Origin of the sequence: Mixta hanseatica (assembly GCF_023517775.1) — a bacterium.
Lineage (GTDB): Bacteria > Pseudomonadota > Gammaproteobacteria > Enterobacterales > Enterobacteriaceae > Mixta > Mixta hanseatica.
Genome location: NZ_CP082904.1, coordinates 3,861,986 through 3,888,135 on the forward strand (window position 1 = coordinate 3,861,986; position 26,150 = coordinate 3,888,135).

23 protein-coding genes are annotated in these 26,150 nt (G+C 53.8%); 10 read left to right on the forward strand and 13 right to left on the reverse strand.

Annotation, left to right across the window (positions count from 1 at the left end):
• Window positions 1-28: 28 nt before the first annotated feature.
• Together K6958_RS18360 and actP are read left to right on the forward strand one after the other, a co-directional pair.
• The gene (locus tag K6958_RS18360; RefSeq protein WP_249892449.1) at window positions 29-337 is read left to right on the forward strand and encodes a DUF485 domain-containing protein; all 309 of its coding nucleotides are present in this window, start codon (window positions 29-31) and stop codon (window positions 335-337) included.
• Entirely contained in the window at window positions 337-1,998 is a 1,662-nt protein-coding gene (gene actP, locus K6958_RS18365; protein WP_249892450.1) for a cation/acetate symporter ActP, read from the forward strand. Before K6958_RS18360 ends, actP begins: the two co-directional genes overlap by 1 nt.
• An 85-nt stretch (window positions 1,999-2,083) precedes the next feature.
• On the opposite strand, the gene K6958_RS18370 is transcribed toward actP, so the two are convergent.
• Both K6958_RS18370 and K6958_RS18375 read right to left on the reverse strand, forming a co-directional pair.
• Window positions 2,084-2,782 (reverse strand): LrgB family protein, encoded by a 699-nt coding sequence (locus K6958_RS18370; protein ID WP_249892451.1) that lies wholly within the window; start codon window positions 2,780-2,782, stop codon window positions 2,084-2,086.
• Entirely contained in the window at window positions 2,775-3,200 is a 426-nt protein-coding gene (locus K6958_RS18375; protein WP_249892452.1) for a CidA/LrgA family protein, read from the reverse strand. Before K6958_RS18375 ends, K6958_RS18370 begins: the two co-directional genes overlap by 8 nt.
• A gap of 107 nt (window positions 3,201-3,307) precedes the next feature.
• On the opposite strand from K6958_RS18375, the gene K6958_RS18380 reads away from it, so the two are divergent.
• Window positions 3,308-4,210, forward strand: a complete 903-nt coding sequence (locus K6958_RS18380) for a LysR family transcriptional regulator (RefSeq protein ID WP_249892453.1) — start codon at window positions 3,308-3,310, stop codon at window positions 4,208-4,210.
• 27 nt (window positions 4,211-4,237) lie between these two features.
• Here the strand turns inward: K6958_RS18380 and K6958_RS18385 are convergent, their stop codons facing one another.
• The 4 genes from K6958_RS18385 to soxR all read right to left on the reverse strand — a co-directional run bounded on the left by K6958_RS18385 (window position 4,238) and on the right by soxR (window position 8,891).
• Window positions 4,238-5,887, reverse strand: coding sequence for a Na+/H+ antiporter (locus tag K6958_RS18385; protein ID WP_249892454.1), 1,650 nt, complete (start codon window positions 5,885-5,887; stop codon window positions 4,238-4,240).
• A 210-nt stretch (window positions 5,888-6,097) separates the two neighbouring features.
• Window positions 6,098-7,447, reverse strand: coding sequence for an NCS2 family permease (locus K6958_RS18390; protein ID WP_249892455.1), 1,350 nt, complete (start codon window positions 7,445-7,447; stop codon window positions 6,098-6,100).
• 266 nt (window positions 7,448-7,713) lie between these two features.
• A complete protein-coding gene (locus tag K6958_RS18395) occupies window positions 7,714-8,382 on the reverse strand; it encodes a glutathione S-transferase family protein (protein ID WP_249892456.1) in 669 nt (222 codons plus the stop codon).
• Window positions 8,383-8,423: 41 nt separating this feature from the next.
• Window positions 8,424-8,891 (reverse strand): redox-sensitive transcriptional activator SoxR, encoded by a 468-nt coding sequence (gene soxR / locus K6958_RS18400; protein WP_249892457.1) that lies wholly within the window; start codon window positions 8,889-8,891, stop codon window positions 8,424-8,426.
• 88 nt (window positions 8,892-8,979) lie between these two features.
• Between soxR and soxS the strand changes: the two genes are divergently transcribed.
• Window positions 8,980-9,408 (forward strand): superoxide response transcriptional regulator SoxS, encoded by a 429-nt coding sequence (soxS, locus tag K6958_RS18405; RefSeq protein ID WP_249892458.1) that lies wholly within the window; start codon window positions 8,980-8,982, stop codon window positions 9,406-9,408.
• Between the two features lie 41 nt (window positions 9,409-9,449).
• Here soxS and dgcN read toward each other — a convergent pair whose 3' ends face one another.
• Window positions 9,450-10,730 carry a diguanylate cyclase DgcN/YfiN gene (dgcN, locus tag K6958_RS18410; RefSeq protein ID WP_249892459.1) on the reverse strand — a complete coding sequence of 427 codons (1,281 nt, stop codon included), beginning with the start codon at window positions 10,728-10,730 and terminating at the stop codon, window positions 9,450-9,452.
• 542 nt (window positions 10,731-11,272) lie between these two features.
• On the opposite strand from dgcN, the gene K6958_RS18415 reads away from it, so the two are divergent.
• Window positions 11,273-11,554, forward strand: coding sequence for a YjcB family protein (locus tag K6958_RS18415; RefSeq protein ID WP_249892460.1), 282 nt, complete (start codon window positions 11,273-11,275; stop codon window positions 11,552-11,554).
• 66 nt (window positions 11,555-11,620) lie between these two features.
• Here the strand turns inward: K6958_RS18415 and K6958_RS18420 are convergent, their stop codons facing one another.
• Together K6958_RS18420 and K6958_RS18425 are read right to left on the reverse strand one after the other, a co-directional pair.
• On the reverse strand, window positions 11,621-12,583 hold the full coding sequence (locus K6958_RS18420; RefSeq protein WP_249892461.1) for an ATP-grasp fold amidoligase family protein: 963 nt from the start codon (window positions 12,581-12,583) through the stop codon (window positions 11,621-11,623).
• Between the two features lie 7 nt (window positions 12,584-12,590).
• The gene (locus K6958_RS18425) at window positions 12,591-13,847 is read right to left on the reverse strand and encodes an oligosaccharide flippase family protein (RefSeq protein ID WP_249892462.1); all 1,257 of its coding nucleotides are present in this window, start codon (window positions 13,845-13,847) and stop codon (window positions 12,591-12,593) included.
• A 530-nt stretch (window positions 13,848-14,377) separates the two neighbouring features.
• On the opposite strand from K6958_RS18425, the gene K6958_RS18430 reads away from it, so the two are divergent.
• Window positions 14,378-14,776, forward strand: a complete 399-nt coding sequence (locus K6958_RS18430; RefSeq protein WP_249892463.1) for a transposase — start codon at window positions 14,378-14,380, stop codon at window positions 14,774-14,776.
• A gap of 919 nt (window positions 14,777-15,695) precedes the next feature.
• Here K6958_RS18430 and K6958_RS18435 read toward each other — a convergent pair.
• The 4 genes from K6958_RS18435 to K6958_RS18450 form a co-directional block, all read right to left on the reverse strand.
• Window positions 15,696-16,661, reverse strand: a complete 966-nt coding sequence (locus K6958_RS18435) for a DMT family transporter (RefSeq protein WP_249892464.1) — start codon at window positions 16,659-16,661, stop codon at window positions 15,696-15,698.
• 110 nt (window positions 16,662-16,771) lie between these two features.
• Window positions 16,772-17,599, reverse strand: coding sequence for an AraC family transcriptional regulator (locus K6958_RS18440; protein WP_249892465.1), 828 nt, complete (start codon window positions 17,597-17,599; stop codon window positions 16,772-16,774).
• 148 nt (window positions 17,600-17,747) lie between these two features.
• Window positions 17,748-19,295 (reverse strand): methyl-accepting chemotaxis protein, encoded by a 1,548-nt coding sequence (locus tag K6958_RS18445; RefSeq protein ID WP_249892466.1) that lies wholly within the window; start codon window positions 19,293-19,295, stop codon window positions 17,748-17,750.
• A gap of 161 nt (window positions 19,296-19,456) precedes the next feature.
• Window positions 19,457-20,284 carry an AraC family transcriptional regulator gene (locus tag K6958_RS18450; RefSeq protein ID WP_249892467.1) on the reverse strand — a complete coding sequence of 276 codons (828 nt, stop codon included), beginning with the start codon at window positions 20,282-20,284 and terminating at the stop codon, window positions 19,457-19,459.
• 233 nt (window positions 20,285-20,517) lie between these two features.
• Between K6958_RS18450 and K6958_RS18455 the strand changes: the two genes are divergently transcribed.
• The 4 genes from K6958_RS18455 to K6958_RS18470 all read left to right on the forward strand — a co-directional run bounded on the left by K6958_RS18455 (window position 20,518) and on the right by K6958_RS18470 (window position 26,131).
• On the forward strand, window positions 20,518-21,822 hold the full coding sequence (locus K6958_RS18455; RefSeq protein ID WP_249892468.1) for an alpha-glucosidase/alpha-galactosidase: 1,305 nt from the start codon (window positions 20,518-20,520) through the stop codon (window positions 21,820-21,822).
• 81 nt (window positions 21,823-21,903) lie between these two features.
• On the forward strand, window positions 21,904-23,316 hold the full coding sequence (melB, locus tag K6958_RS18460) for a melibiose:sodium transporter MelB (protein ID WP_249892469.1): 1,413 nt from the start codon (window positions 21,904-21,906) through the stop codon (window positions 23,314-23,316).
• A 145-nt stretch (window positions 23,317-23,461) separates the two neighbouring features.
• On the forward strand, window positions 23,462-24,370 hold the full coding sequence (gene cscK, locus K6958_RS18465; protein WP_249892470.1) for a fructokinase: 909 nt from the start codon (window positions 23,462-23,464) through the stop codon (window positions 24,368-24,370).
• A gap of 141 nt (window positions 24,371-24,511) precedes the next feature.
• Window positions 24,512-26,131, forward strand: coding sequence for a carbohydrate porin (locus K6958_RS18470; protein ID WP_434085225.1), 1,620 nt, complete (start codon window positions 24,512-24,514; stop codon window positions 26,129-26,131).
• The last annotated feature ends 19 nt before the right edge of the window (window positions 26,132-26,150 follow it).

The window sequence follows — 26,150 nt, forward strand, 5'->3', positions numbered from 1 at the left end:
AGCTTTTCTTACCTCTGGAGACGCTGTAATGAACGACGCTATCTATGCCCGAATAGAGAACAGCGCGCGCTTTAAACTGCTGGTGCAAAAGCGCCAGCGTTTCGCGCTGATCCTCACCCTCATTATGCTTATTCTGTATGTCGGCTTTATTCTGCTTATCGCCTTCGCACCCAACTGGTTGGGAACCCCGCTACACGAAGGCACCAACGTGACGCGCGGTATCCCTCTTGGCGTCGGCCTGATTGTGATCTCCTTCCTGCTTACCGGCGTATACGTCTGGCGCGCTAACGGCGAGTTCGATCGTCTGACCAAACAGATCCTGAATGAGGTGAAATAATGAACGGGCTGAAACGCTTTGCCGCGGGGCTCGCTCTGCTGTTCCCTCTGCCGCTGCTGGCCGCCGATGCGCTGACCGGCGCGGTGCAAAAACAGGGAACCAACTACCAGGCCATTATTATGTTTCTGGCCTTTGTCGCTTTCACGCTGGGGATTACCTGGTGGGCCTCTAAACGTACCCGCTCGCGCAGTGATTATTATACCGCCGGCGGCAATATCACCGGCTTCCAAAATGGCCTGGCGATCGCTGGCGACTTTATGTCCGCCGCCTCGTTCCTTGGTATTTCCGCGCTGGTTTACACCTCCGGCTACGACGGCCTGATCTACTCGCTGGGCTTCCTGGTCGGCTGGCCGATTATTCTGTTTCTGATTGCCGAGCGGCTGCGTAATCTGGGGCGCTATACCTTTGCCGATGTCGCCTCTTACCGCTTACAGCAGAAGCCGATCCGCACGCTCTCCGCCTGTGGTTCGCTGGTGGTGGTGGCGCTTTACCTGATTGCGCAGATGGTGGGCGCGGGCAAATTGATTCAGCTACTGTTTGGCCTGGATTATCACGTCGCCGTGGTGCTGGTAGGCATTCTGATGGTGCTGTATGTGCTGTTCGGCGGCATGCTGGCCACCACATGGGTGCAGATTATCAAGGCGGTGCTGCTGCTGTTCGGTGCCTCGTTTATGGCGATTATGGTAATGAAATCAGTCGGCTTCAGCTTTAATACGCTGTTTACCGAGGCGATGGCGGTGCATCCCAAAGGCCAGGCGATTATGCGCCCCGGCGGACTGGTTAACGACCCGATTTCGGCGCTGTCGCTGGGGCTGGGGCTGATGTTCGGTACTGCCGGGCTGCCGCATATTTTGATGCGCTTCTTTACCGTCAGCGACGCCCGCGAAGCGCGTAAAAGCGTGTTCTGGGCCACCGGCTTTATGGGGTACTTCTATTTCCTGACCTTCATTATCGGCTTTGGCGCGATCCTGCTGGTAGGCGCCAACCCGATGTTTAAGGATGCTACCGGCGCGCTGATCGGCGGCAATAACATGGCGGCGGTGCATCTGGCGAACGCGGTAGGCGGCAGCACCTTCCTCGGCTTTATTTCAGCGGTGGCGTTCGCTACCATCCTGGCGGTGGTTGCCGGACTGACGCTGGCAGGCGCCTCCGCTGTTTCGCATGACCTGTACGCCAGCGTGCTGCGCAAGGGCCAGGCCAACGAACGCGAGGAGCTGCGTGTATCGAAAATCACCGTGCTGGTGCTGGGCGTGGTAGCTATCGCGCTGGGCATTTTGTTTGAGAAGCAGAACATCGCCTTTATGGTGGGGCTGGCCTTCTCAATCGCCGCCAGCTGTAACTTCCCGATTATCCTACTGTCGATGTACTGGTCAAGGCTCACCACACGCGGCGCGATGGTGGGCGGCTGGCTGGGTCTGTTAACCGCGGTGATATTAATGATCCTCGGCCCGACCGTATGGGTTCAGGTGCTGGGCAATGCCGCTCCGGTGTTCCCATACGAGTATCCGGCACTGTTCTCCATGCTGGTGGCGTTTATCGGCACCTGGCTGTTCTCTGTTACTGACCATTCGGCTCAGGGCGCCCAGGAGCGTCAGCTGTTCCGCGCGCAGTTTGTGCGTTCGCAAACCGGGCTGGGCATCGATCAGGGCAAGGCGCACTGATCGGCTGCTCATCACCTGATTCACTTCGTTACCAACAGGGCCGCTACGGCCCTGTTTTTTTAGCCGTGGGCCATGCGGCCGCGGCCTACTGCGCCGCCCACATTATTTGGCTAATCAGCGGGGCGATAATGACGGTTACCACGCCAGATAGCATCATTACCAGGCTGGAGACCACCCCTTCCTGCTGTCCCAGTTCATACGCGCGTGCGGTACCGGCGCCGTGCGATGCCGCGCCAAAACCGGCGCCTTTCGCCATCCCCTGTTTTACCGCCAGACGCAGAAACAGCACGTCACCGACCGCCATGCCGAATACGCCGGTGATCACTACGAACAACGCCACCAGATCGGGCTGACCACCCACCTGCTTTGCCGCCGCCAGCGCAAAGGGCGTGGTAATGGAGCGTATCGCCAGGCTGCGCTGAATAATCTCCGGTAGCGCCAGCAGGCGCGCCAGCCAGACCGAGCTGCATACCGCGACCAGCGTGGCGGTGAACACGCCTACCGTCAGCGATAGCCAGTGCCGCCGGATAATCGTCTGGTTTTCATAAACCGGTACCGCAAACGCCAGGGTCGCCGGGCCGAGCAGCCACAGCAGCCAGCGGCTCTCGCTGATATAGCTCTGCCAGGAGATATGCATGATTAGCAACATGCCCACCAGCAGCAGCGGCGTCAGCACCAGCGGCATCAGCAGCAACCTGCGCCAGCGGCGATAGAGCCGTTTATTAAGGAAGTAGATGCACAGCGTAGCGATAAAACAGAGCAGGCTAATAATGAGGTTATTCATGGCGCGCCTGCTTACGTTGCGCCAGCCAGATTTCCAGCCGGTAAACCCTGTCGACCACCAGCGCCGTCGCCGCCAGCACCATCATGGTACTTAGCGCGATGACCACGCAGATACGCCAGCCTTCGGTTTTTAGCAGATCGCCATAATTGACTACCGCCACCACTGCCGGGACAAAGAACAGTAGCATTTCCGCCAGTAGCCAGTTGCCGCCCGCCTTCACCCATTTCAGCGGCATAACGCGCAGCGCCAACAGCGCCAGCAGTAGTAGCATGCCAACAATATTGGCTGGCAACGGCAGATGTAGCCAGCTTACCAATTGTTGCGCGCAGATAAACAGACCGATATAGATAGCGACCTGTAACGGCACCTGCAGACGTTGCACCCATGCCGTTTTTTGCGGGCTTAAGGCCACGGCCATAGATCTTCTCTCCTTCTGTTACTGTGATGGCTGTCAGTATACGGCGCTGGCAAAGGGTGAAAAAAATGAATTAAAATTATCCAAACTATGCACAAAAGGAATAGTTCATGGATGTGCGGGCGTTGCGTTATTTTATTGAGGTGGTACGTCAGCAAAGCTTTACCCGGGCGGCTGAAGCGCTATTCGTTACGCAGCCGACCATCAGCAAAATGCTACGCCAGCTGGAAGATGAGCTGAATTGCACGCTGTTGCTACGTGAAGGCCGTCGGTTGCACCTGACCGACAGCGGCCAGGTGGTTTATCAGCGCGGGCTGATGATCCTGCAGGAATTCAAGCAGCTGGAGCTGGAAATTGGCGATATCAACCAGCTAAAAACCGGTGAGCTGCGCCTGGGCGTGCCGCCGATGGTCGGCATGCAAATAGCCGGCTCCGTCTCTGCCTTTCGCCAGCGCTATCCCGGCATCACGCTAAAAATCGTCGAGTCTGGCGGACTGACGGTGCAGGAAGCGGTGCTTTCCGGCAGCCTTGATTTAGCGCTCACCGCCCTGCCGATAGATGAACAGCTGCCGCTGAATACGCTTACGCTGATGCATCATCCGCTCTGCGTGCTGGTGCCGCGCGCCGCACCCTGGCTGGATCGTAACAGCGTCTCCCTGGCGGAAGTTACCCAGCATCCACTGCTGATTTTTAATGAAGAGTTTTCGCTTAATCGCCAGCTAAAGCAGGCTTTTCAGCGCGAAGAGCTGACGCCGCAAATAGCAGTACGCAGCGGACAGTGGGATTTCCTGGCGGCAATGGTGCAGGCGGGAATGGGCGTGGCGATTTTACCGGAACCAATCTGTCAGCGGCTGGACAGGCAATCACTGTTGTGGTTACCGCTGGAATCGGAGCTGGCCTGGACGCTGGGATTACTCTGGCGAGAGGGCAGCTATCTTTCCCGCAGCGCGCAGGCGTGGATTGATTGCTGCCGTGAGTACTGGCCGGGCGACGCGCCCACCCTATCGGTCTAGGCGGACAGGGCTGCCCGCCTGATGTGCTTAATGATCTTTCTCTACCAGTAACGCTTCCAGCAGGTCGAGATCGCGCAGCAATTTCTGCATGGTTTCATTGCTGATTTTCTGCGTGGCGCGCAGATGGTACAACTCGGCGCGCTCGGCGCGTAGCGCGGTAAGACGGAAGCGGCGTTCCAGATCCTCGACGATATGCGCGTTATCCAGATCGCTCTGTCCGTCGGCGCGGCGACGCAGGTTGCCGATAACGCGCGAGCTTACCTCTTTAAGCAGCTCGTTATCCACGTTCTCTTCCGTATCATGCGCCAGACGCTCTTCCATCTTGTACAGGCTTTCGATCGCTACGCCCGCCATGATCGCCCGCGCCTGCTGTAGCTCGCGACGATGCACCGCCTTATCAACACCATCAATGCCGCGCAGCAGCAAAGGCAAAACAATCACGCCGATAAACAGCGAGAACAGAATGACGCCGGTGGCGAGGAAGACCAGTTCATAACGCCCTGGAAACGCATCGCCGTTAGGCAGGAATAAAGGAATCGACAGCACACCGGCCAGCGTAATCGCACCGCGCACCCCTGCCACGGAGGCGATCAATAGCTCACGTGAGCTGTAGCTGCTGAACTCCATCGGCTTTTTGCTCAGGAAACGTTTACTGATCCGCTGCATGGTCCACAGCCAGCTAAAGCGTACCAGCATCAGCGCGGCGTAAATCAGCAGAATGTCGGTAAACAGCATCCACAGCTCAACATTAGGATCGGCGTTGGCTTCGGTAATGGAGGTTTCCAGAATCCCCGGCAGCTGCAGGCCCAGCATCAGGAACACCATGCCGTTAAACACGAACTCCAGCATCTGCCAGACGCTGTTAGCACGCAGACGCATTGCCAGCGGCGCACGGCGCATAATGCCGGAGCGGGTGATCATCATGCCGGCCGCTACTGCCGCCAGGATGCCCGATACGCCCAGGTGTTCCGCAATCAGATAGGAAGCGAACGGCAGCAGCAGCAGCAGTACGGTTTGCGTGGCGGGATCGTCACCGCTCAGACGACTGAACAGACGCAGCGACTTACCAAACAGCCAGCAGACCGCAGCACCTGCCAGCAGACCGCCAATCGCTACTTTCAAAAATTCCACCGTTGCGCCGGAAACGGTAAAGACCATCGTTCCCATCGCCACCGCGACGGCAAACTTCAGCGAAACCAGGCCGGATGCGTCATTCATCAACGCTTCGCCCTGTAGTATCGACATAATCTTTTTGGGAATACGCCCTTCGCCCACAATGCCGGAGAGTGCGACGGCATCGGTAGGCGACAGCACCGCCGCCAGCGCAAAGGCCGGCACCAGCGGAATGCCCGGCACCATCCAGTAGATCAGATAGCCAATACCCACTACCGTAATCAGTACCAGCACTAAGGCCAGTCCCATGATTTCCCGGCCATGATGCAGAAATTCATTAACCGGTGTTTTCCAGCCGTCGGCAAACAGCAACGGCGGAATAAACAGCACCAGAAACAGTTCCGGATCGAAATCCACATGCAGGCCAAAGGTTGGCCATGCCAACAGCGCACCGGCGGCGATTTGCACCAGCGGCAGAGGGATCTGGAACGGAATAATACGGGCAGCGACGCCGGAGAGCGACACCACCAGAGTCATAATGAGAATAGTAAAAAAGATTTCCATGCTTTCCTTATAGCCTCTTCCAACAGGCGTATGTGAATCGATTACCCTGAGGGGGTTCCCCTGTAGCAGTGTAAAACAAAACGTTAAACCTGTTAAAAACAAGGCGTGCGATCGCTACGCTTCAGGATATTTCTCTGTAGATGAAATAAATCAGAGGGAGTTTGATGGAAAGGTAGAGAAAAGCGCGGCCCTGGGGCCGCGCCAGAATCATCAGAGCGCCCAGCCTCCGGCATAGAACGCCACCAGAGCGATAGCGATAATCACGGTGCCGATATTCAGCCGACGCCATTCGCCAGCGAACACTCGGCCAATCACCAGCGAACCGAAGCCCAGCATAATGCCGGTGACGATATTGCAGGTCAGTACGATAAAGACCGCCGTCAGCAGACCGGACATCGCATCGACAAAGTCATTAAAGTCGATTTTCGCCACGTTGCTTAACATCAGCAGGCCAACATACATCAGCGCCGGTGCCGTGGCGTAGGCGGGAACCAGATAAGCCAGCGGCGACATAAACAGGATCAACAGAAACAGCAGACCGACCACGATTGCCGTCAGGCCGGTCTTGCCGCCTGCCGCCGTTCCCGTCGCCGATTCGATATAAACCGCTGCGGGCGATGCGCCGACTAAACCGGCAAAAATGCTGCTGACCGAGTCGGTGGTTAACGCTTTACCGCCGCTGATAATCTGACCCTCTTTATCCAGCAGGTTAGCCTGCCCGGCCACGGCGCGGATAGTACCGGTCGCGTCGAATACTGCCGTCATCACCAGCGCCAGCACGCTCGGCAGCACCGCCGCCTGCAGCGCGCCGCCGATATCCAGGCTGAACAGCAGCGACTCGCCGTTGGCATCGCGCAGGCTGGGCATGGCAAATAAACCTTTAAAGCTAACGGCCGGATCCACCGCCAGGCCGATCAGGGAAATAGCAATAATCGTTAGCAAGATGCCGCCCGGCACGCGACGTTTTTCCAGACCAAAAATGGCTGCCAGGCCGATCAGCGACATGATAACCGGGAAAGAGGTAAAGTGGCCCAACGCCACCGGCAGGCCAGGAGCCGGGTTTTTCACCACCAGGCCGACACCATCCGCGGCGATGAGCAGTAAAAACAGGCCAATGCCGACGCCGGTGCCGTGCGCCACGCCCATCGGCAGATTACGCAGGATCCAGGCGCGAATGCCGGTGGCGGAGATCAGGGTAAACAGCACGCCCATCAGGAAAACCGCGCCCAGCGCAACCGGAATGCTGATTTGCTGTCCCAGCACCAGGCTAAAGGCGGTAAAAGCAGTCAGGGAGATAGCGCAGCCGATAGCCATCGGCAGGTTTGCCCACAGCCCCATAATAATGGAACCGAAGCTGGCGACCAGACAGGTGGAAACAAAAACCGCCGCGGGAGGAAAGCCCGCCTTGCCCAGCATTCCCGGCACCACGATCACGGAATAGACCATCGCCAGGAAGGTGGTTAAACCCGCCAGGATCTCCTGACGCACACTGCTGCCACGCGCAGAAATTTGGAACCAGCCGTCAAGCGAGCGACGCGCGGGTTGTGTTGGAGTCGACATGAAAACCTCATTATTTTTGGATAACAGCCTGCGCGGCGAGCAGAGCGCACCGTTTTTTAATGTCCCTGGATAAATGCTGGCGTTGAAATGAACAGCCGACGCCAGTTAAAAAAGCAAACGATTACTTCGCCGCGCAAATGAGGCCGCAACAGCGGCCTGTAAAAAGGCAAACGATTATCCTGCCTTTGCAGGCATATTTTCAACTGCTATATCTACCCGAACCAGGATAATTCGCAGGAAGAGAGTTTCACGCCGCGTGCAGGCGGCTATTCCGCCGCCAGGTTGAGCTCGCCGCCCTGCTGAATGGCGCGCTGCCAGGCGGGACGACGCATAATATTATCCAGCCAGGCCTGCGTGGCTGGCATATTATCCAACCCGCCACGCGCCGCCAGGCCCTGAATGGGAAAGCTCATTTGAAAATCAGCCAGCGTAAGCCGCTGACCGGCAAACCAGGGATGGCCGGTTAAATGCTGCTCGATAAACTGACGATGCGTGGCCAGTTGCTTATCAATAAAGCCCTTACGCACGCCGTTGCCGAACGCCGCGCCGACGGGACGCAACAGCCAGGGCACCGGCGGCTTGCCCATCCGGCTAAAGATCAGGCGCATCACTACCAGCGGCATCAGCGAGCCTTCCGCATAGTGCAGCCAGTAACGGCTCTGTAGCTTTTCCTCTTCAGTCTGCGGCGTCAACAGCTGCTGGCTATCGTAGCGCTCAGCCAGATATTCCAGAATCGCGCCCGATTCCGCCACCACGCGGTCGCCGTCGCTAATCACCGGCGCTTTTCCCAAGGGGTGCACCTTTTTCAGCGCCTCCGGGGCCAGCATCGTCGCCTGACGCTGATAGCGGCGAATTTCATAGGGCAGTTCCAGCTCTTCAAGTAGCCAAAGGATCCGCTGCGAACGGGAGTTATTCAGATGATGGACAACGATCATGACGGATTCCTGTGGTTAAGCGCCAGCCTCCAGTATAGCGGCTACTCTTCCTCGCGCTGCGGATCGAGCAGGATCGCGCCGGTGCCTTTTTCCGCCAACCGGTCGCCGGGGTTACGCAACGGGCAGTCACGCATCGATAAACAGCCGCAGCCGATGCAGCCGTCCAGATCGTCACGCAGATGCGTTAAGGTTTCGATCCGTTTTGTTAGCTCGGTGCGCCATTGATCGGTCAACTCCTGCCACGCTTTAGGCGAAATACGCTTATCGGTCGGCATATGCGACAGGCTTTCGCTGACCGTCGCCAGCGGAATACCGATGCGCTGAGCAATTTTAATAATCGCCACGCGGCGCAGCACATCACGACTGTAGCGCCGCTGGTTGCCGCCATTGCGCGTGCTGGCGATCAGCCCTTTCGCTTCATAAAAATGCAGCGCGGAAACCGCTACCCCGCTACGTTTCGCCACTTCGCCTGGCGTCAGCACCGGTTTTGGATAACTGTTTTTTTTCATTTTGCGCTTTACCTCAAGTTAACTTGAGGAATTATACTCCCACCTCATTAACCCGCAACGCGTAAAATCTCATCAGAAGGACTTAGTCATGATGCATAACGACATTATTCATTCTCTGACTGACTGGATTGATCAGAACTTAGATAAAAATTTGTCCATCGATGAAGTCGCTGCCAAAGCAGGCTACTCTAAATGGCATCTGCAACGTATGTTCCGTACCGTCACGAAACAGACGTTGGGTAGCTATATTCGTGAACGTCGGCTAACGCTGGCGGCGGAAGCCCTCACTCTGACCCAGCGTCCAGTGTTTGATATTGCGATGCAGTATGGTTTTGACTCGCAGCAGACTTTTTCTCGTGTATTCCGCCGTCAGTTTTCACAAACGCCCACGGCCTATCGCCACAGTATGCGCCGCCAGAGCGCGCTGCGTCAGCGTTCCGCTAATTATGCTCGTAACGACGTTATCGGCAGCTATGCCCAGCGTACTACCGGCATTTGCTGCCCGGTCAGCGGTTAAAGCCTTGTCAGACATGGCCCGACGCGCCTGCCGGGCCAGCGTTACGCTAAGTCAACCTGCGGATGGCTTTGCAGCAACGGCGACAGATACCATCCGCCGCCCAGCGCTTTGATGTGATACATGGCGGCATCCGCCTGCGCCAGCAAGCCTTCCGCCGATCGCGCATTTTTCCCCATGGCGGCGCCAATACTCAACGACCAAACAATCGGCTCGCCTTCTGGCAAGATCAACGGGTTTTCCATGCTGGCCATCAGATGCTGCACGACGCTGGCTATCTGTTTTGGCTCCGTAATATTACGTAGCAGGATAGCAAATTCATCGCCGCCGAGACGCGCCACCATATCCGTTTTTCTTACCTGCGCGCGCAGCCGCTGGGCAGTGGCGGTAATAATGGCGTCACCTGCCGCGTGGCCCCAGGTATCATTGATCTGTTTAAAGCGATCGCCATCAATAAACAGCAGCGCCAGCCCCTGCCGCTGGGCCGTATCAGCAAAAGCCTGAGTGAGCGCCTCTTCAAAGGCGATACGGTTCGGTAAGCCGGTCAGGCTGTCATGACTGGCCTGGTGCGCCAGATTATCATGTTCACGTTTCATATGACTTTGCCATTCATCCAGTTCGGCCAGCAAACAATTAAAGTCATGGCTGAGCGCATGCAGCTCGGCGATTTCCGCAGCGGGAACCCGCTGACCAAAGGCGCGACGCTGCCGTACATCCTGCGTGACCGCGGTAATACTTTGCAGCGCCTGAATCACACCGGCATGCATCCGCCGCGACAACAAGGAAGCCAGCGTAGCCGTCGTCAGCAGGCTGGCCGCCAGCCAGGCGAGGGTTTTGTAGATATACTGGGTTACCTGACTCACGCTACCGATAAGCCAGATCTGCCCTACTTCTTTCCCGTCGTGGGTGACCGGCATACTTATCGGCTGCGGGAAAAACCAGCGCGCAATCAGGCGATCCAGGCTGCTTTGCCGCGCACGTGAGGCGGTATGCCAACTGGCCAATAACCTTCCCTCTCCGTCATACACCCGTCCGTTGGCTAAACAGCCACGTTCGCCAATTTCCGCTAACGCGGCGCGAACAATTTCGCCATCGCCTTTAATCACCGCCGACTCCACCGTATAGCTTAACGTCGAAGCCAGCAGCGCCAGGTTATTTTCCGCGTAGTTACGTAGCGCGATTAACGAGAGCGTGGATAGCGAGATCCCGGAAATCGACATTGAAATGACAATAATAATCAGATGGATACGCTGCAGCGATTGACGCAGCGTAGGACGCACGGTTAACGCGTCAGCATCGGTAAGATCAAGATGAGGTTTAATCACATCATCCTCCGAAACCGAGGGCGTTTAACCATGCGCAGGACTGCAGACGATGCCTGAGACAGAGGTCAGCAGCAGAGAGCAACCGGATCATAAATAAAGTCCTGAATAGTAGGGGCAGACGCAGCGCTGGCTACATGCGTATCACGGGCGCAGTAAGCGCTAACACCCATGCGCCGGAAAATCCTGACTCAATGTCGCCGGCGGCACAATGTCGCTAACGGTCAGATTCATCCCAAAGCCCACGCATAATCAAAATAAAACATAATAATCAATGATTTACTTTAAGTTTCATCCTGTTATTACTTGTCTGATTAGGACTCATCCTGGCGCGGCGTTTGATACAAATCTGCGGTTAATTTTTCACAGCTAAAGGCGTTTTCACTGGTGTAAATTTTGTTCAAATTTTAAAAACCAGTGATATAATGTGACCCAAGTCACACTTTAGTGCTGCACATTAATGACCGGTAAAGGCTCCCTGACATCTTTATCGCCGTCTTTTTCTTCCAGGCGTCAGGGTTGATAAGAAACAGAGGTTGCATGTTATGGCTACGCTTACCGCCAGCCTTGTTGTAATGCGTTGGGAATTGCTGAGCGCCGTACTGATGTTTTTCGCCAGCACGTTTAAAACAAAATGTCGTCAAACCAGCCATCCGGTAATGGCCTTTGTTTTTAGCGGAATTGGTGTCGGCCTGACCTGCTGGTTTGTCGCCGGGCTGTTAGGCATGTCGTTCAGTATGGAAAATATCAATAACTTCCTGAACATCACCAAAGACGCATTTATTAATATCATGAGCCAGACGCCGCCAGAATGGCCGATGCCCTGATGCTTGTCTGTTAAAAAAGCGAGCTGCCCGGCTCGCTTTTTTTATTATTAACCCAACCGAATGCCGTTATACTTTTTTCAGCATCACCGGCAGCGTGACGTCGGTGACATCGACATCTGACGAACCAACAGGCGTCGGCGGCGTGATATGATCCTGCAGCCACATTTCACCCATCATACGATTCAGACCACGATCGAGACCGGTCACCAGCCCAGCGCCTGGGGTAAAGGTTAATTCGCCGAAAAATACCTGCTCTTCATGGATATACCAGTCGACACGAACGTAATCGAAATCTTTCGCCAGCGTCTTACTCAACGCTAATACGTGCTCCAATTTCGGCATCACCGCATTAAGATCGAGACCGGTATCGCGAATTTTGTACCAGGCTTCGTTCAGGTTATTAACATAGAAGTTCATTGATAACGCAGGATTGCTGCGGTTATAAATGACCTGCAACACATATTCAAATGTCCCGTCCTTTTTATTGAACATGTGGAACTTATAATCGATCGGCGCGCTTTTCCCATCGCCAATATATTTTTCTACCAGAATGCGCGGTTTAATGTAGCGGTAATGAATTTCACGCGCTTCTTCGGAAAAGTCTTTACGCAGCCATTCCTGGCAGCGATTAATAATCAGCTGCTTTTGCAGGCTGTCCGGCTCTTCTAGCAGAATCTCTACCATGTTAGAGCCATGATTAGGCTTCACTACCGTGTTCTTCAGGCCTGGCAAGCTCAACAGCGTCGTCGGATCGCTGGTCTCATGTACCAACGGAATCAGATACTCTTCGCCAATCGCATCAGCAATATAGTCGCGTACCGTGAACTTATCGGAAAGCCTGCCGTAACGGGCGTAGTCGCCGTTAACGAACTTACGATACAGAACCTTCTCATTAAACAGTTTAGGTTCACGGATATTGGGTAGTCTTTTAAATTTACGAAAATAGTGAATGCGGTCCTGGTATGCCCACGGCATTTTCTTAACAAAATAGAGAACGCTTCTTCTTAATTCATCTTTAAACTTAGACATTTTAACCTCATTTGTAAGTTTTGTAGTTGAGTGAGGAAACGTGGATCTTGTGTATGACGCCATGTTTGAAGAAGTAATTCATTACGGTCAGGGACAGAACTTCCGTGATTAAAACGCTCCAGGCTGCGCCAACCAGGCCGAAGCTGGTAATTAATAACCAAGCTAAGGGCACACTGATTAACATCAGACAGAGGATTTTCTTCAACAGATAATTAAAACCTCCTTCTTTGACCATATAACGATATGCGACCGTCCCCATTGACGAAAAGCAGGTTGCTAACGACAACAACGTAATGAGACTTCCCGATTGTGTGTAATCTTCCCCATACAGGGTAATAATGATCTTCTCACCGTAGAGGGATACGATAAGCAGCATCAATAGCGATATAACCATCACATAACCATTCAGACGCGCCGTCAGCTTTAACGCTTTTTCTGACTGCTCTCTGAATATTTCAGTAAAACTTGAGGTAATAATTGCCGCAGGAATAAATATCCATGATGCTGAGATAATATTCGCTGCGTTAAATAACCCAACATCCTTTGCAGTCCCTACGCTGACCAGGAAAAATTGCGCCATTTTTATCTGAATTGAGATAAATATGCTGGAAATAGCTAAAGGCAGTCCGGCATAAATTAAATAACGCAGATAATTGCCGCTTTTGCCGCGCGGCGGTTCTTCATCACTGTAACGCTGATAAAAGCTGTACCGCTTAATCAGATACGGCACCAGCGTAACGGCCACTATTGATAGCGTTAACCACACCGGGCTCAGCTTCAACCAGGCGATGCTAAAGCTGATAGCAAAGCTCAGCAGCATACCTATCGTATTAGCGATGGTATTAAAGCGCGACGCCAGTTGGGCATTGTTAAAAACGCTAAAGGTGTCCTGTGTAACAAACAGCGCCGCCAGAAACGAAGCCAGCGCAAAGGCGAGATAGTTCTCGCGCATGTGGTAGTACATCCATACCAAAAGCGGCAAGGAGAGCAGCAGTAATAAAGCCAAACGCAGCTTTTTGGCGATGGTCATCAGACGCATCCCTTTCTGCGCGCTTTTGCTGATGCGCTTAAACAGAAGGGTTTCAGTGCCAAAAATTGCAATAGTTTGCACCACTGAGAACAGCGATGTTGAAAACGACATCTGACCAAATACCGTGGGTCCAAAAGACTTTGCTACATAAGACGTGACAAAAATTACGCCAAATATGGAAACAAATTTTTCAGATATCATCCAGGCGGCGTTGGACATCACACTGTATTTCATCGACGCATCCTTTGTATTTCTAACTACTCACATATGAAAACGACATCCGTGTTTAAAACGTACAATTACGCACAGTGACTCTGGCGACACAAGATTAAAAACCACATCTCATTAACGGTTATTTTTAATAACCTGTCCTTGCCTATTCCTGAGATTTTTCTCATAGGCTATCTGATAAAAAATGGCCTTTTCAATTTTGTGTAAACGATTTCATAAAAATTATTTTTGATGACAACCCTGGCACAACTTTACCGTTACGCAAGTTCATTTGAACGCGTCAGCATTGTCAAAATCGTTCACCTGACGGGGAAAGAATTTATAACAAAACTGGGTGCTGAGAAAGGTATGGGGGTAAGCCAAAGATAAAATAAGAGAAATCCCATGATGATATTTCTACAGGATAACTTAACTTATTGCTTGCCATTCAAATCGCGCACTTTAAAACGCTGCTTTAATATTCCAGGGGATTAGATCCATTTATTATTGCAGCCGCTCTCATCCATTAATTGATTAGAAAGGTAACAGCATTTATGAGAAAGTCACGATACACCGAAGAGCAAATCACCAATGCGATTAAAGCTTCTGAGTGTGGCGTTAAGGTCAAAGAGATCTGTGAAGATTTGGGGATTTCTGAAGCGACCTTTTATAGCTGGAAGAAAAAGTATGCCGGACTCTCATCTGAAGAAGGAAGAAAAATCAAAGAGTTAGAAGAAAAACTACAGGCCCTTAGCCGGGAACTGCAAATGCTAAGCTCGGATAAAGCAATGCTGCAAAGCGTGGTAAAAAACTTCTTTACGACTAATGATAAGCGGCAAGCAGTTAATTATTTACAGGATACCTTCGAGATCGGTACGCGCCGCAGCTGTCGCCTGCTTGATATTAGCCGTAGCGTTTATCACTATCCTTCCGGGCAGTGTGATAATCACTGAGCAAATATTAACGTATATGCGCAGGATAAGTCTGATAAGCAAAGATGTGTGAAATTAACTAGAATTTTAAGAACCAGCCATTCGTACCATTTTTTCCTGAACTATTTCAGTTTGGGCGCGATCGTTTTTTAGGCTTTCTTTTATCACACTCACATTAAAACCCTTTATTTCAGGTATTTCCCGGCTTACTTTTCTTTACTTATGTAGGAAAAGCAGCCGGGAAGCACTTCAACTCTACTAATCATCTCCCCTTTAACGGACCGTTTTCCTACAATCCAGCTTATCCTTTCCAGATAAATCTGTATCCATGCTCAGGCAAATTTTAACGAATATCAGGGACTATTCACCCTACCCGATCGGCGTCTCATGCAGCAGGCCCATCGCGGCCTTATTAAGCATGGTTAATGATTAAAGCCTTGTAGAGCGCTCAAAAGATCATCTACAGCGATTTTACTTTCATATGACTAATGATTTTTATGGGCGTTTTTTCGCCATCCGCTTCGCTTGTTTGAGCTAACTCAAGCTAACGCTGGCTCGCACTTTGTGTACAAATGTGATGTAGAACACATTAGCGATACAGTAGTAAACATTGACATTCTTACGGCGGGGTTGAAACGTTTTAGCGAAAAATCCGATAGCACTAGTAGGGGGATTTATGGCAAGACAATCAGTTAGTTAGTTGATAAATCACCACAATAACTCGCTTTGCTGGCTTAAGCATAATCTTAATATCAGGGCCAATTTTTATCTACTTCAATATTAGCTCTATTTCAGTGAAAAATTTATTACCTTCGCGGCCTTTTTTCACGTAAACGTTGCCACTTAACGCAAATCTAATCAAAAACAGCCAAAAGCCGCTAAGGGTTTTCTTAAAAAAGCGCAGCCAGCAATATAAACAGGCTGCTTTTCTTCGGGAAAATTAAGAGGAAATATCCAGCGATTTCACTATCGGTTGCGGCTTAATGCGAATAGCAATCAATACGCCAATTATTAAACAGGCAATTCCTGCCAGCGTAAGCAGCGGCGGCCAGCTTTGACGCAGCATAAAAGTATAGGCCAGCCCCGCCAGGGTTTCGAAAACAATCAACGGACCCACCAACACTGTTGGCAGTCGCTGACAGGCTTCATTCCAGCACAATGTTCCCAGCCATGAGCAAAACAACCCAATCGCCAGCATTAAGGGAATAAAGACCTCTGGCCGGGGGCCAAAAGGCAAAGCAAACGTCGGCTGGGTCCAGTTCAGCATCAGGGCCACCAGCAGCCAGCCAAGCAGCGCCAGCGGCAGCGTAGCCACGCCCTGCGCCGTTGCCCAGGTGCCCGGCTTTTTATGAGGATTGGCGCGTAGCCAACGCGCATTGCGCAACGGATACCACGTCCAACAGATCACCGCCATGATCGCTAATAAGATGCCACTCAGATAGCGACTCAGCTCAAGATGATGTGCCGCGCTCTGTAACTCGGCCAGGTTAACGCAGCCTAAACCGATAACGATCAGCAACAGCGCGGGCATTAGCTTGCCCCACGCCAGTCGTCCTTCATGACGGCCGTAAAGCAGATTCGAGGTAATGGTTATCACTACCGGCAGCGTACCGATCAGCATGGTCGATACCGGTGCGCCGGTACGCTGGATAGCGGCGGCCAGGCAGGTGTAATAAAGCAGGTTGCCTATCAGCGTCAGGCGAAAAGCTTCCATCCAGTCGCGTCTTGATAACTGTTTCAGACGGTGGCGATCGTGCCACGCCAGCGCCACGGCAATGATCCCAAAAGCCAGATAGCGTCCGACGGAAAGCAACGTGGCCGGATATTCCGGCACCAGCAACGGACCAATGAAAATCAGTCCCCACATCAGGCCAGCGGCCAGCGCAAAAAGTACTCCTGCAAGCATAGCGGTCTCATTAAAAATTGGATGAGCGGCTATTGTGTCGTAGCTGACGCGAGAAATATTGTAGGAGATTGCGGTCACGGCAGGCGACCCGCCGCGTTGCCGACCGCCGTTTAGCGGCCAGCTATCTGCTTTTGATAGCGAACGGGCGTAATGCCGTAGCGTTGAGCGAAGGCACGCGTAAGATGCGCCTGATCGGTTAGCCCTACGCTCAGCGCAACATCGGCGGCGCATTTTCCCTGCGCCAGCAGGCGCTTGGCCTCAAACAGGCGAAAAGCCATCAGCATTTGGTGCGGCGTAACGTGAAACTGGCGTTTAAACTGGCGCAAAAAGTGAAAAGGACTAAGCGACACCAGCCCGGCCAGCTCCGCCAGCGAGACCGGCTGGGCATAGCTGGCGCGCAAATAGTCGCGCACGATATCGAAACGGTGCCCCTTCTCCTGTACCGTTTTATCGGCAATACGCGCCCAGGGCCGGAACAGATCAACCAGCTGCAGTATCTGTCCATGTGCCGTCAGCGAATCGGGCGCCTGCCACAGCGCGGCGATCGCCTGTGAAAGCCGATAAGCGTTTAACGGATCCGCTTTCACCACCTCGGTAAACCACCAGCCGCGATCCCCCGTTAGCGCCTCCAGCGTCGCAGGATCGATATAGATCATCCGGTAGCGCCAGCCCTCTTCTCCCAGTGATTCGCCGGTATGCAGCTCATCCGGATTCATCATCACCAGCGATTGCGCCGCCGCAATATGGTTGGCGCCACGGTAACGGAAGCGCTCCGCACCAAAATCAATCGCGCCAATGCCAAAAGCCTCATGAGTATGAGGTTCAAAGGCATAACGTGAAATATGAGCCTGATAAAGTTCAACGCCGGGCAGCTCGCTAAGCTGACGAAACTGAGCGCGATCTTTTTCACTGGGAAACTGTTCCGGCACACCCTGCACGCTGGGCTCCTGACAAAAAGAGAAAGAAAGCAGAGCATGGCAGCTGCGCGCGTATAAGGCAAAAGGAGGCTGATGCCAAAGCGCGTTTTTTGCGAAAAGGATCGAAAAGAGAAAGGGCGACGCGCTCCCGCCGCCCTTGTTGATCTGATTAATGCGCCGGCAGCTGGAAGGCCGAAACGGTATTTTTCAGGTAGTTGACCTGTTCTTCCAACGAAGAGGCGGCAGAAGCAGATTCCTGTACTAACGCGGCGTTCTGCTGAGTAACGCCATCCATCTCCGTTACCGCCTGTTCAATCTGCAGAATACCGCGACTCTGCTCGTCGGAAGCGGTAGACACTTCCTGCATCAGCGCGTTTACGCGCGTAACGGAATCGATAATATTGGCGATCGCTTCGCCGGTTTTACTGACCTGCTGCGAGCCCTGGCTAATGCCGGTAACGGAATCTTTGATCAACCCTTCGATTTCGCGCGCGGCGGCAGCGCTGCGCTGCGCCAGGTTGCGCACTTCACCGGCCACCACCGCGAAGCCGCGTCCTTCTTCCCCGGCGCGCGCCGCTTCTACCGCGGCGTTCAGCGCCAGGATATTAGTCTGGAAGGCAATGCTGTTAATCACGGTGGTGATCTCTTCGATTTTACGCGAGCTCTGCGTAATGCCGCTCATGGTGGTAATCACCTGTTTTGAGACTTCATCACCGCTCTGCGCGGCTTTAACCGCCTCTTGCGTCAGGCGCGTCGCCTGATAGACGTTCTCAGTATTCTGTTTCACCGTCGCGCTCAGCTCTTCCATGCTGGCCGCGGTTTGCGTCAGCGCGGAAGCCTGCTGTTCGGTACGTGAAGAGAGATCGATATTACCAGCGGCAATTTCCTGCGATGCATTGGCAACGGAGTGACAGGAATCACGTACCTGACTAATGATCTGGATCAGCGCCAGGCGCATCTGCTCAATGGAGCGCATAACTTCAGAAATTTCAGTACGAGAGGTGGCGCCAACCGGCACGCTATGCTGCAGCTGCCCCTGGGCGATTTTACTGCACTGCTCTTTCGCCGCCAGCAGCGAATCAAGCAGGTACTTTTTCAGCAGGAAATAGATCAGGCCAATAATGAAAATAAACACTACGGCAAACAGTACCAGCATGATCACTGAGAAGTTAAAGTTCTGCTGAGCAGTCGAATTCAGCTGCTTCGCGTAGGCTTCATGGAGCGCCAGTACTTTATCCAGTGCAATTTCATACTGACGATCCAGTTTTGCAACCGTGGTGATTTGGTGGGTGAAACCTGCCTGATCGCCGTTGTTTGCCGCCGCCATCAGCGGTTCAATACCCTGCTGCTTATAGGCCTGCCAGGCACGCTGATATTCCGCCAGCAATGGGGCTTCATTTTCCAGTCGGGGCGCTTTTACGTAGGCAGCGAAGGCGTCATCCATTTTCTGCACCAGCGCTTCTACACCCGCTAGCCTGGCGTTGGCGCTCTCAACGTCGCCTTTCTCCAGCTGCTTCATATATTCCATCAGATGCACACGCAGGTTACGGCTGTGGTTAATCGGATCGATAATTGACAACACCACGCGAATTTCTTTGTTTACGCTGTCGAGTGAGTTGTTGCTGCGTACAAACAGCCAGGCGTTGGTCAGGGAGCTAATTAAAAAAATCGCCAGTAAAGCGATAAGGATGAGTAGGGAAGAGCGTTTGATGGTCATTCAAGGGATCTCTAAATTAAACCGATGCACTCTTTATCGGCTATTGTCAGATTTTTTTTATCTGTTTCCTCACCGATAGCCGCCATTTTCCCGCCATATCGAGCATTTCATTGATCCTTCACAACAAATAATTAAGTGTTGCTTATAACATACCCGCAACTTTAGTCGACTCGCGCCCATTCACGCTGACGCCACTCGCTGGGCGTCTGCTGATAGACTTTGCGAAACAGACGAGAAAACTGCATCTGATCGTTATAGCCCACCGAACAGGCCACCACTTTTACCGGCAGCTTTTTATCCTGTAGCAGCGAGGCGGCCTGCGACATGCGCAGCAGCAACAGATAATGCTTGGGCCCATAGCCAAACTGCTGATGAAACAGGCGGCTCAGATAGCTCCGATCGATACGGCAATAGCGCGCTACATCGACAATATCAAAACGCTTCTGGTAATTGCGCTCCATCCAGCCGATCGCCTTGTCGAGGTGGCGGTTTTCACTGACCGCCGGACGGCAACCGTTCTGCGCATGGTTTACCAGCGCATCCAGCAGCAAGAAGGTTTGTCCGGCGATGCGTAGTACCTGATGCGTCTCCAGCTGAATAAGCTGCCGCATAAGCTGGCACGCTTCCGCCTCATCCGTCTGCGGCCGCGCGCGATAGACCGGCATCGCGCGTCTTAACCCGCAGGACTCAAAGGCGCGGCTGGCAATCAAGCCATCCAGCTCTATCCACATATATTCCCACGGATGATTTTTATCTGCGGTATAGGTGGTGATTTCATGGGGATAGATCAGGAAGGCCTCGCCGGTCTTCACCTGCCAGCTACCGGTTTCGGTAAATAGCGTGCCACCGCCCTGAATCACGTAATGCAGTAAATAGTGCTGACGAACGGCGGGGCCATAGCTGTGTTGGCTCACGCAGGCTTCATGCCCGAACTGGTAAACATTTAATCCCAGATGCGTCATCTCTTCCGGCCGTAAATCTTTCTGCATTTTCGCCTCCGCTATCGGGGTTCACAAATCGACAATTCGGCCTGGCCGCCTGCGGGCAGTATAGGCCAGCGCCGCAGCGCCATAACCTCCGGGTTTCCGCAGTGAGAAGAGGATCACATTTCATTTACAGCTTCGTTTTTTGCCATATGGAAGTCACAAATCAACATATGATGCGCCCGTTTCCTCGCCTACAGTCTGCTCGAACACTTCATTAAAACAGCGCAGGGTGAGTTATGAAAATTACGTTCATTGGAGCGGGGAGTACCGTTTTTGCGAAAAACGTGCTGGGCGATATTCTGGCCACGCAGGCCATATCGGATGTGGATATTGCACTTTACGATGTTGACGAGCGTCGCCTGACCGAATCCTGGAATATGTTGAACAATATCAATCGCAATATTAATCAGGGACGGGCCAGAATAGAGAAATATGTTGGCGTGGATCAACGACGCGCGGCGCTGGCTGGCGCCAGCTACGTGATTAACGCCATTCAGGTCGGCGGCTATCAGCCCTGTACCCTGACCGATTTTGATATCCCCAAAAAATATGGCCTGCGGCAGACCATTGCCGATACGCTGGGCATCGGCGGGATCTTCCGCGCGCTGCGTACGCTGCCGGTAATGTTCGATCTGGCGCGCGATATTGAAGCCTGCTGCCCGGGCGCCTGGCTACTGAACTATACCAACCCGATGGCGTCGCTGACCGGGGCGATGCTGCGCCATACCGGCGTCAAAACGGTTGGGCTGTGTCACAGCGTACAGGTTTGCGCCGAGACGCTGCTGAAATCGGTGGATATGCCCACCGACGGCGTGAAATACCATATCGCCGGCATCAACCATATGGCCTGGCTGCTGAATATTACCCGTCACGGCGAAGATATCTATCCGGAGATCCGCCGTCGTTCCGCTGCCCTGACGCACAAGCATGACGATATGGTGCGCCACGAAATCATGCGCGTCTTCGGCTATTACGTGACGGAATCTTCCGAGCACAACGCCGAATATATGCCCTACTGGATCAAAGGGCGCTACCCGGAACTGATCGATCGCTTCAATATTCCGCTGGATGAATATCCGCGCCGCTGCGTCGAACAGATTGAACAGTGGCGCGAGGTGGGCGAGCGCTTAACGCAAAACCAGTCCCTTACGCATACCCGCACCCACGAATATGCCTCGTGGATTATTGAAGCGATCGAAACCGACCGCCCATATAAAATCGGCGGCAACGTGCTGAATACTGGCTTAATCACCAATTTGCCCGCCGAGGCGTGCGTCGAGGTGCCGTGTCTGGTGGACGGCCAGGGAATTACGCCCTGTTACGTGGGCGATCTGCCGCCGCAGTTGGCCGCGCTTAACCGCACCAATATCAATACCCAGCTGCTGACGATTGAGGCAGCGGTCAGCGGCAAAAAAGAGCATATCTACCACGCGGCACTGCTCGATCCGCATACCTCGGCCGAGCTGTCGATCGATGACACCATCCGGCTGTGCGACGATCTGATCGCCGCTCACGGCGACTGGCTGCCCGCTTACCGCTAATTTCCCCACCTCAACCCTACTCTGCGGCAGAAGTCGATTCATGGCTGTGGCTTCTGCCGCTTAAAAAATGAGGAAAGCAGAATGAGCGTTTCCCTGAAAACAAAAATCAGCTATGGCTTTGGTGCCTTTGGCAAGGATTTCGCCATCGGCATTATCTATATGTATCTGATGTACTACTACACCGACGTAGTAGGCATTTCGGTGAGCATGGTGGCCACGCTGTTTCTGGTGGCGCGTATTCTCGATGCGCTGGCAGACCCGCTAATGGGCTGGATAGTAGAACGCACCCGCTCGCGCTGGGGCAAATTTAAACCCTGGATATTGATCGGCACATTATTGAATGCGGCGGTGCTGGTCAGCGTATTTTGCGCCCATCACTTCTCCGGTACCGGGCTAATCGTCTATATCTGGGTTACCTATCTGCTGTGGGGCTTTACCTATACGATTATGGATGTGCCCTTCTGGTCGCTGGTGCCCTGCATTACCATCGATAAGCGCGAGCGCGAAGCGCTCACGCCCTGGCCGCGCTTTTTTGCCAGCAGCGCCGGTTACCTGACTGGCGTAATCGGTCTGCCGCTGGTGCACTGGCTCGGCGCGGGCGATGAAGGTCAGGGATTTATGCGTTTCACCTTTATTCTGGTGTTCTTTTTTATCCTTTCCACGCTAGTGACGCTACGCAACGTGAAAGAGCGCTACTCGTCATCACACAGCGCGCAGCAGGTCGCACACCGCCTGAGCGATGTGCTGATGCTGATCTACCGTAATAAGCCATTGTTCGCCCTGCTGATTATGGCGCTCTCCTGGAACCTGGCGCATAACATCATTACCTCTTTCGCTATCTATTACTTTAAGTATGTGGTGGGCCGCGCCGATCTTTTTCCGTGGTACATGATGTTCGCCGGCGTGGCTAACCTGCTGACCATTGTGCTGTTTCCGAAGCTGGCGCGGCGCTTCTCGCGGCGCAAACTCTGGATCGCCGCTTCGCTGCTGCCGGTAATGAGCTGTTTCCTGCTGCTGGGCGTCGCGCTATTCGCGCCCCAGAGCGCCAGTCTGATTGCGCTCTCAGGCATGCTGGTCAACGCGGGCGGCGCCTTCTTCTGGGTAATGTTGGTAATTATGGTGGCCGATACCGTCGACTACGGTGACTATGCGCTGGGGGTGCGTATTGAAAGCATCGCCTATGCGGTGCAAACCATGGTGGTAAAAGCGGGGTCCGCCTTTGCCGGGCTGGTTATCGGCGTGATGCTGAGCCTGGTAGGCTACGTCCCCGGCGTGGTCCAGAGCAGCGGCACCGTTGCCGGTATGCAGGTCATAATGGTGGGCGCGCCGCTACTGTTTTTCATAGTGACGCTGTGGGTTTATCGTCGCTATTACCATCTGGACGGTGCGCTGTTGCATCAGGTACAGATTCATCTGCAACAGAAATATGGCGCCGGTAAAGAGCATGAGCCGTCCGCCGCGCCTGGGCGTCTGCCGTTAGGGGCCGCAGAGTAACGTCCTGCCTGCCGGGACCGCCCCGCTGCGGCCCGGTATTATCTCCTCTCACTTAAACGTCAGCTTACAATGGCGCTATCACCCGCCTTAAAAAATGTGCCATGATTAGCTAAATCGGTTTAGCATGATTAGCTAAGAGGAACGCATGACAAAACGTATCTGGGTATTAGGTGACGCCGTGGTGGATCTGCTGCCTGAAGGCGAACAGCGTTTGGTGATCTGTCCGGGCGGCGCGCCGGCAAATGTGGCGGTCGGCATCGCCCGGCTGGGCGGCAATAGCGCCTTTATCGGCTGCGTTGGTCAGGATCCCTTTGGCCAGCTGCTGCGAAAAACGCTGCAACAGGAAAAGGTGGATACCGGCTATCTGCGCACGTCGCCGGAACATCGCACCTCAACAGTGCTGGTTGGCCTGGATGACGAAGGCGAACGTACTTTTACCTTTATGGTGCGGCCCAGCGCCGATCTGTTTCTTACCACAGCGGATTTACCAGTATTTCAGCCGGGCGAGTGCCTGCATCTTTGCTCAATTGCGCTCAGCGCCGAACCTTCACGCAGCGCAGCCTTCACCGCAATCGATCGCATCCACCAGGTGAATGGTTGGGTCAGTTTCGACCCCAACCTGCGCGAAGATCTCTGGCCGGATCCGCAGGAAATGCGCCGCGTGGTCGAGCTGGCGTTACAGAAGGCTGATGTGATTAAGCTTTCGCTGGAAGAGCTCTGGTTCTTCACCGACAGCAGCGATCTGCAGGATGGCATCGCGCGCTTTAGCCAACGCTATCAACCTGCGCTGCTGCTGATTACCCAGGGCAAAGCGGGCGTGACGCTCTGGCAGAACGGCGAGCTCAGCCACTATCCGGCGCCAGAGGTAAAGGTGGTCGATACCACCGGCGCGGGCGACGCCTTCGTCGCTGGCTTACTGGCTTCGCTGATCCGCGATCCTGTTCCGCTCTCCCCGCTTAATCTTCAGCAGGCGATTGCCAGCGCGCAACGCTGCGGCGCGCTGGCAACCACCGCGCGTGGCGCGATGACCGCCCTGCCTTATCAGGATCGTTGATAAAAATAGAAAATTGCTGGCCCGGTCACATTTACTAAACCGGGTTAGCAAGTTTTGTTGATCTACCGGATCCAATTTCAATATTCTCCTGTCGAACCGGTTTAGCAAAAGTTAACCCTCTGGAGAATCCTCTCATTGAACATGTTGCCCCCTTTGGCTGGCGTTGCCGCTTTCACTCTGCTCAACACGCCCTTAGCCTTTGCCGACACCAGCATAGATCAGCTTGCCAATCGCCTTGCCGCTATGGAGGCGCGCCTGCAGGCTGCGGAACAGCGCGCGGCCGATGCGGAAAAACGCGCCCGACAGGCAGAGCTGCGCGTGGCTGATATTGAACGGCAGGCAAGCTCTCAGCCGGGGGCGTTGGCTAACAACGTACGACACGCCGCCGCGAAACCTGGTGCGTCAGCCTCGTCAGTCCCTACGCTAGCGTCTTCAACCGCCGCGTCGGCCTCTTCATCGCCGATGACCACCGACTCGGTGCCCGGTGCACCGGTCAGCACCCCGGCGCAAAGCCTGGAAATCACCGAAGGCTTTGAGTTTCACGGCTATGCACGTTCTGGCCTAATCATGAACGATGCCGCCACCAGTACGCAAAGCGGCCCCTGGCTGACGCCAGCGGGAGAAACCGGCGGCGCGGTAGGACGTCTCGGCAATGAAAACAACACCTACGTTGAACTTAACCTTGAACATAAAACCCGTCTGGCTAACGGCGCCACTACCCGTTTTAAAGCGATGCTGGCTGATGGCCAGCAAAGCTATAACGACTGGACAGCCGATACCAGTAGCCTGAATCTGCGTCAGGCGTTCGTGGAGTTAGGCAGCCTGCCGACATTTACCGGCGCGTTTCATAACAGCACACTGTGGGCCGGGAAACGCTTCGATCGTGATAATTTCGATATTCACTGGCTGGATTCGGACGTGGTATTTCTTGCCGGAACCGGCGGCGGGATTTATGACATACGCTGGAACGATCGCATCCGCAGTAACTTTTCTATTTATGGACGCAACTTCGGCGATATTGAGACGGTAGATAACAATATTGAAAACTATATCGTAACCGCCAATAACTTTGTCGGCCCGTTCCAGTTTATGCTCAGCGGGCTACGCGCCAAAGATAATGAAGAACGCGTGAATAACGGTGATCGCAACGATAACGCCGGCGATACCGGTTTCCATGCGATGGCGGCATTGCATAATGAGAGTTTTTACGGGCTGCGCGCCGGTCAGGCGAAAAGCGCTCTACTGTACGGCCACGGCCTTGGCGCCGAAGTGAAAGGTATCGGCTCGGATGGCAATCTGACGCAAAACGCCAATACCTGGCGTCTGGCCAGTTACGGCACCACCGCTATCAATAACACCTGGAGCTTCGCCCCGGCGCTGCTGGCTCAGCAAAGCCGCGACCGCTATGTGCAGGGTGACGACTATCGCTGGCTAACGTTAAATGCCCGTTTTATACAAGAAATTAACCAGAACTTCGCGCTGGCCTGGGAAGGCAGCTATCAGTATATGGATCTGGATCCGCGAGGCTTTAAAAGCCGTCAGAGCGTTAACGGCAGTTTTTATAAGCTGACGCTGGCACCCACCTTTAAAGTCGGCGATATCGGTGACTTTTTTACCCGCCCGGAGATTCGATTTTTCGCCAGCTGGATGAACTGGGATAGCTCGCTGGATAACTATGCCAGCGACGATGCCTTTGGCAGCAGCAGCTTTAGCTCAGGCGGCGAATGGAACATTGGCGTGCAGATGGAAACCTGGTTCTGATACCGGATAAAAATAACCT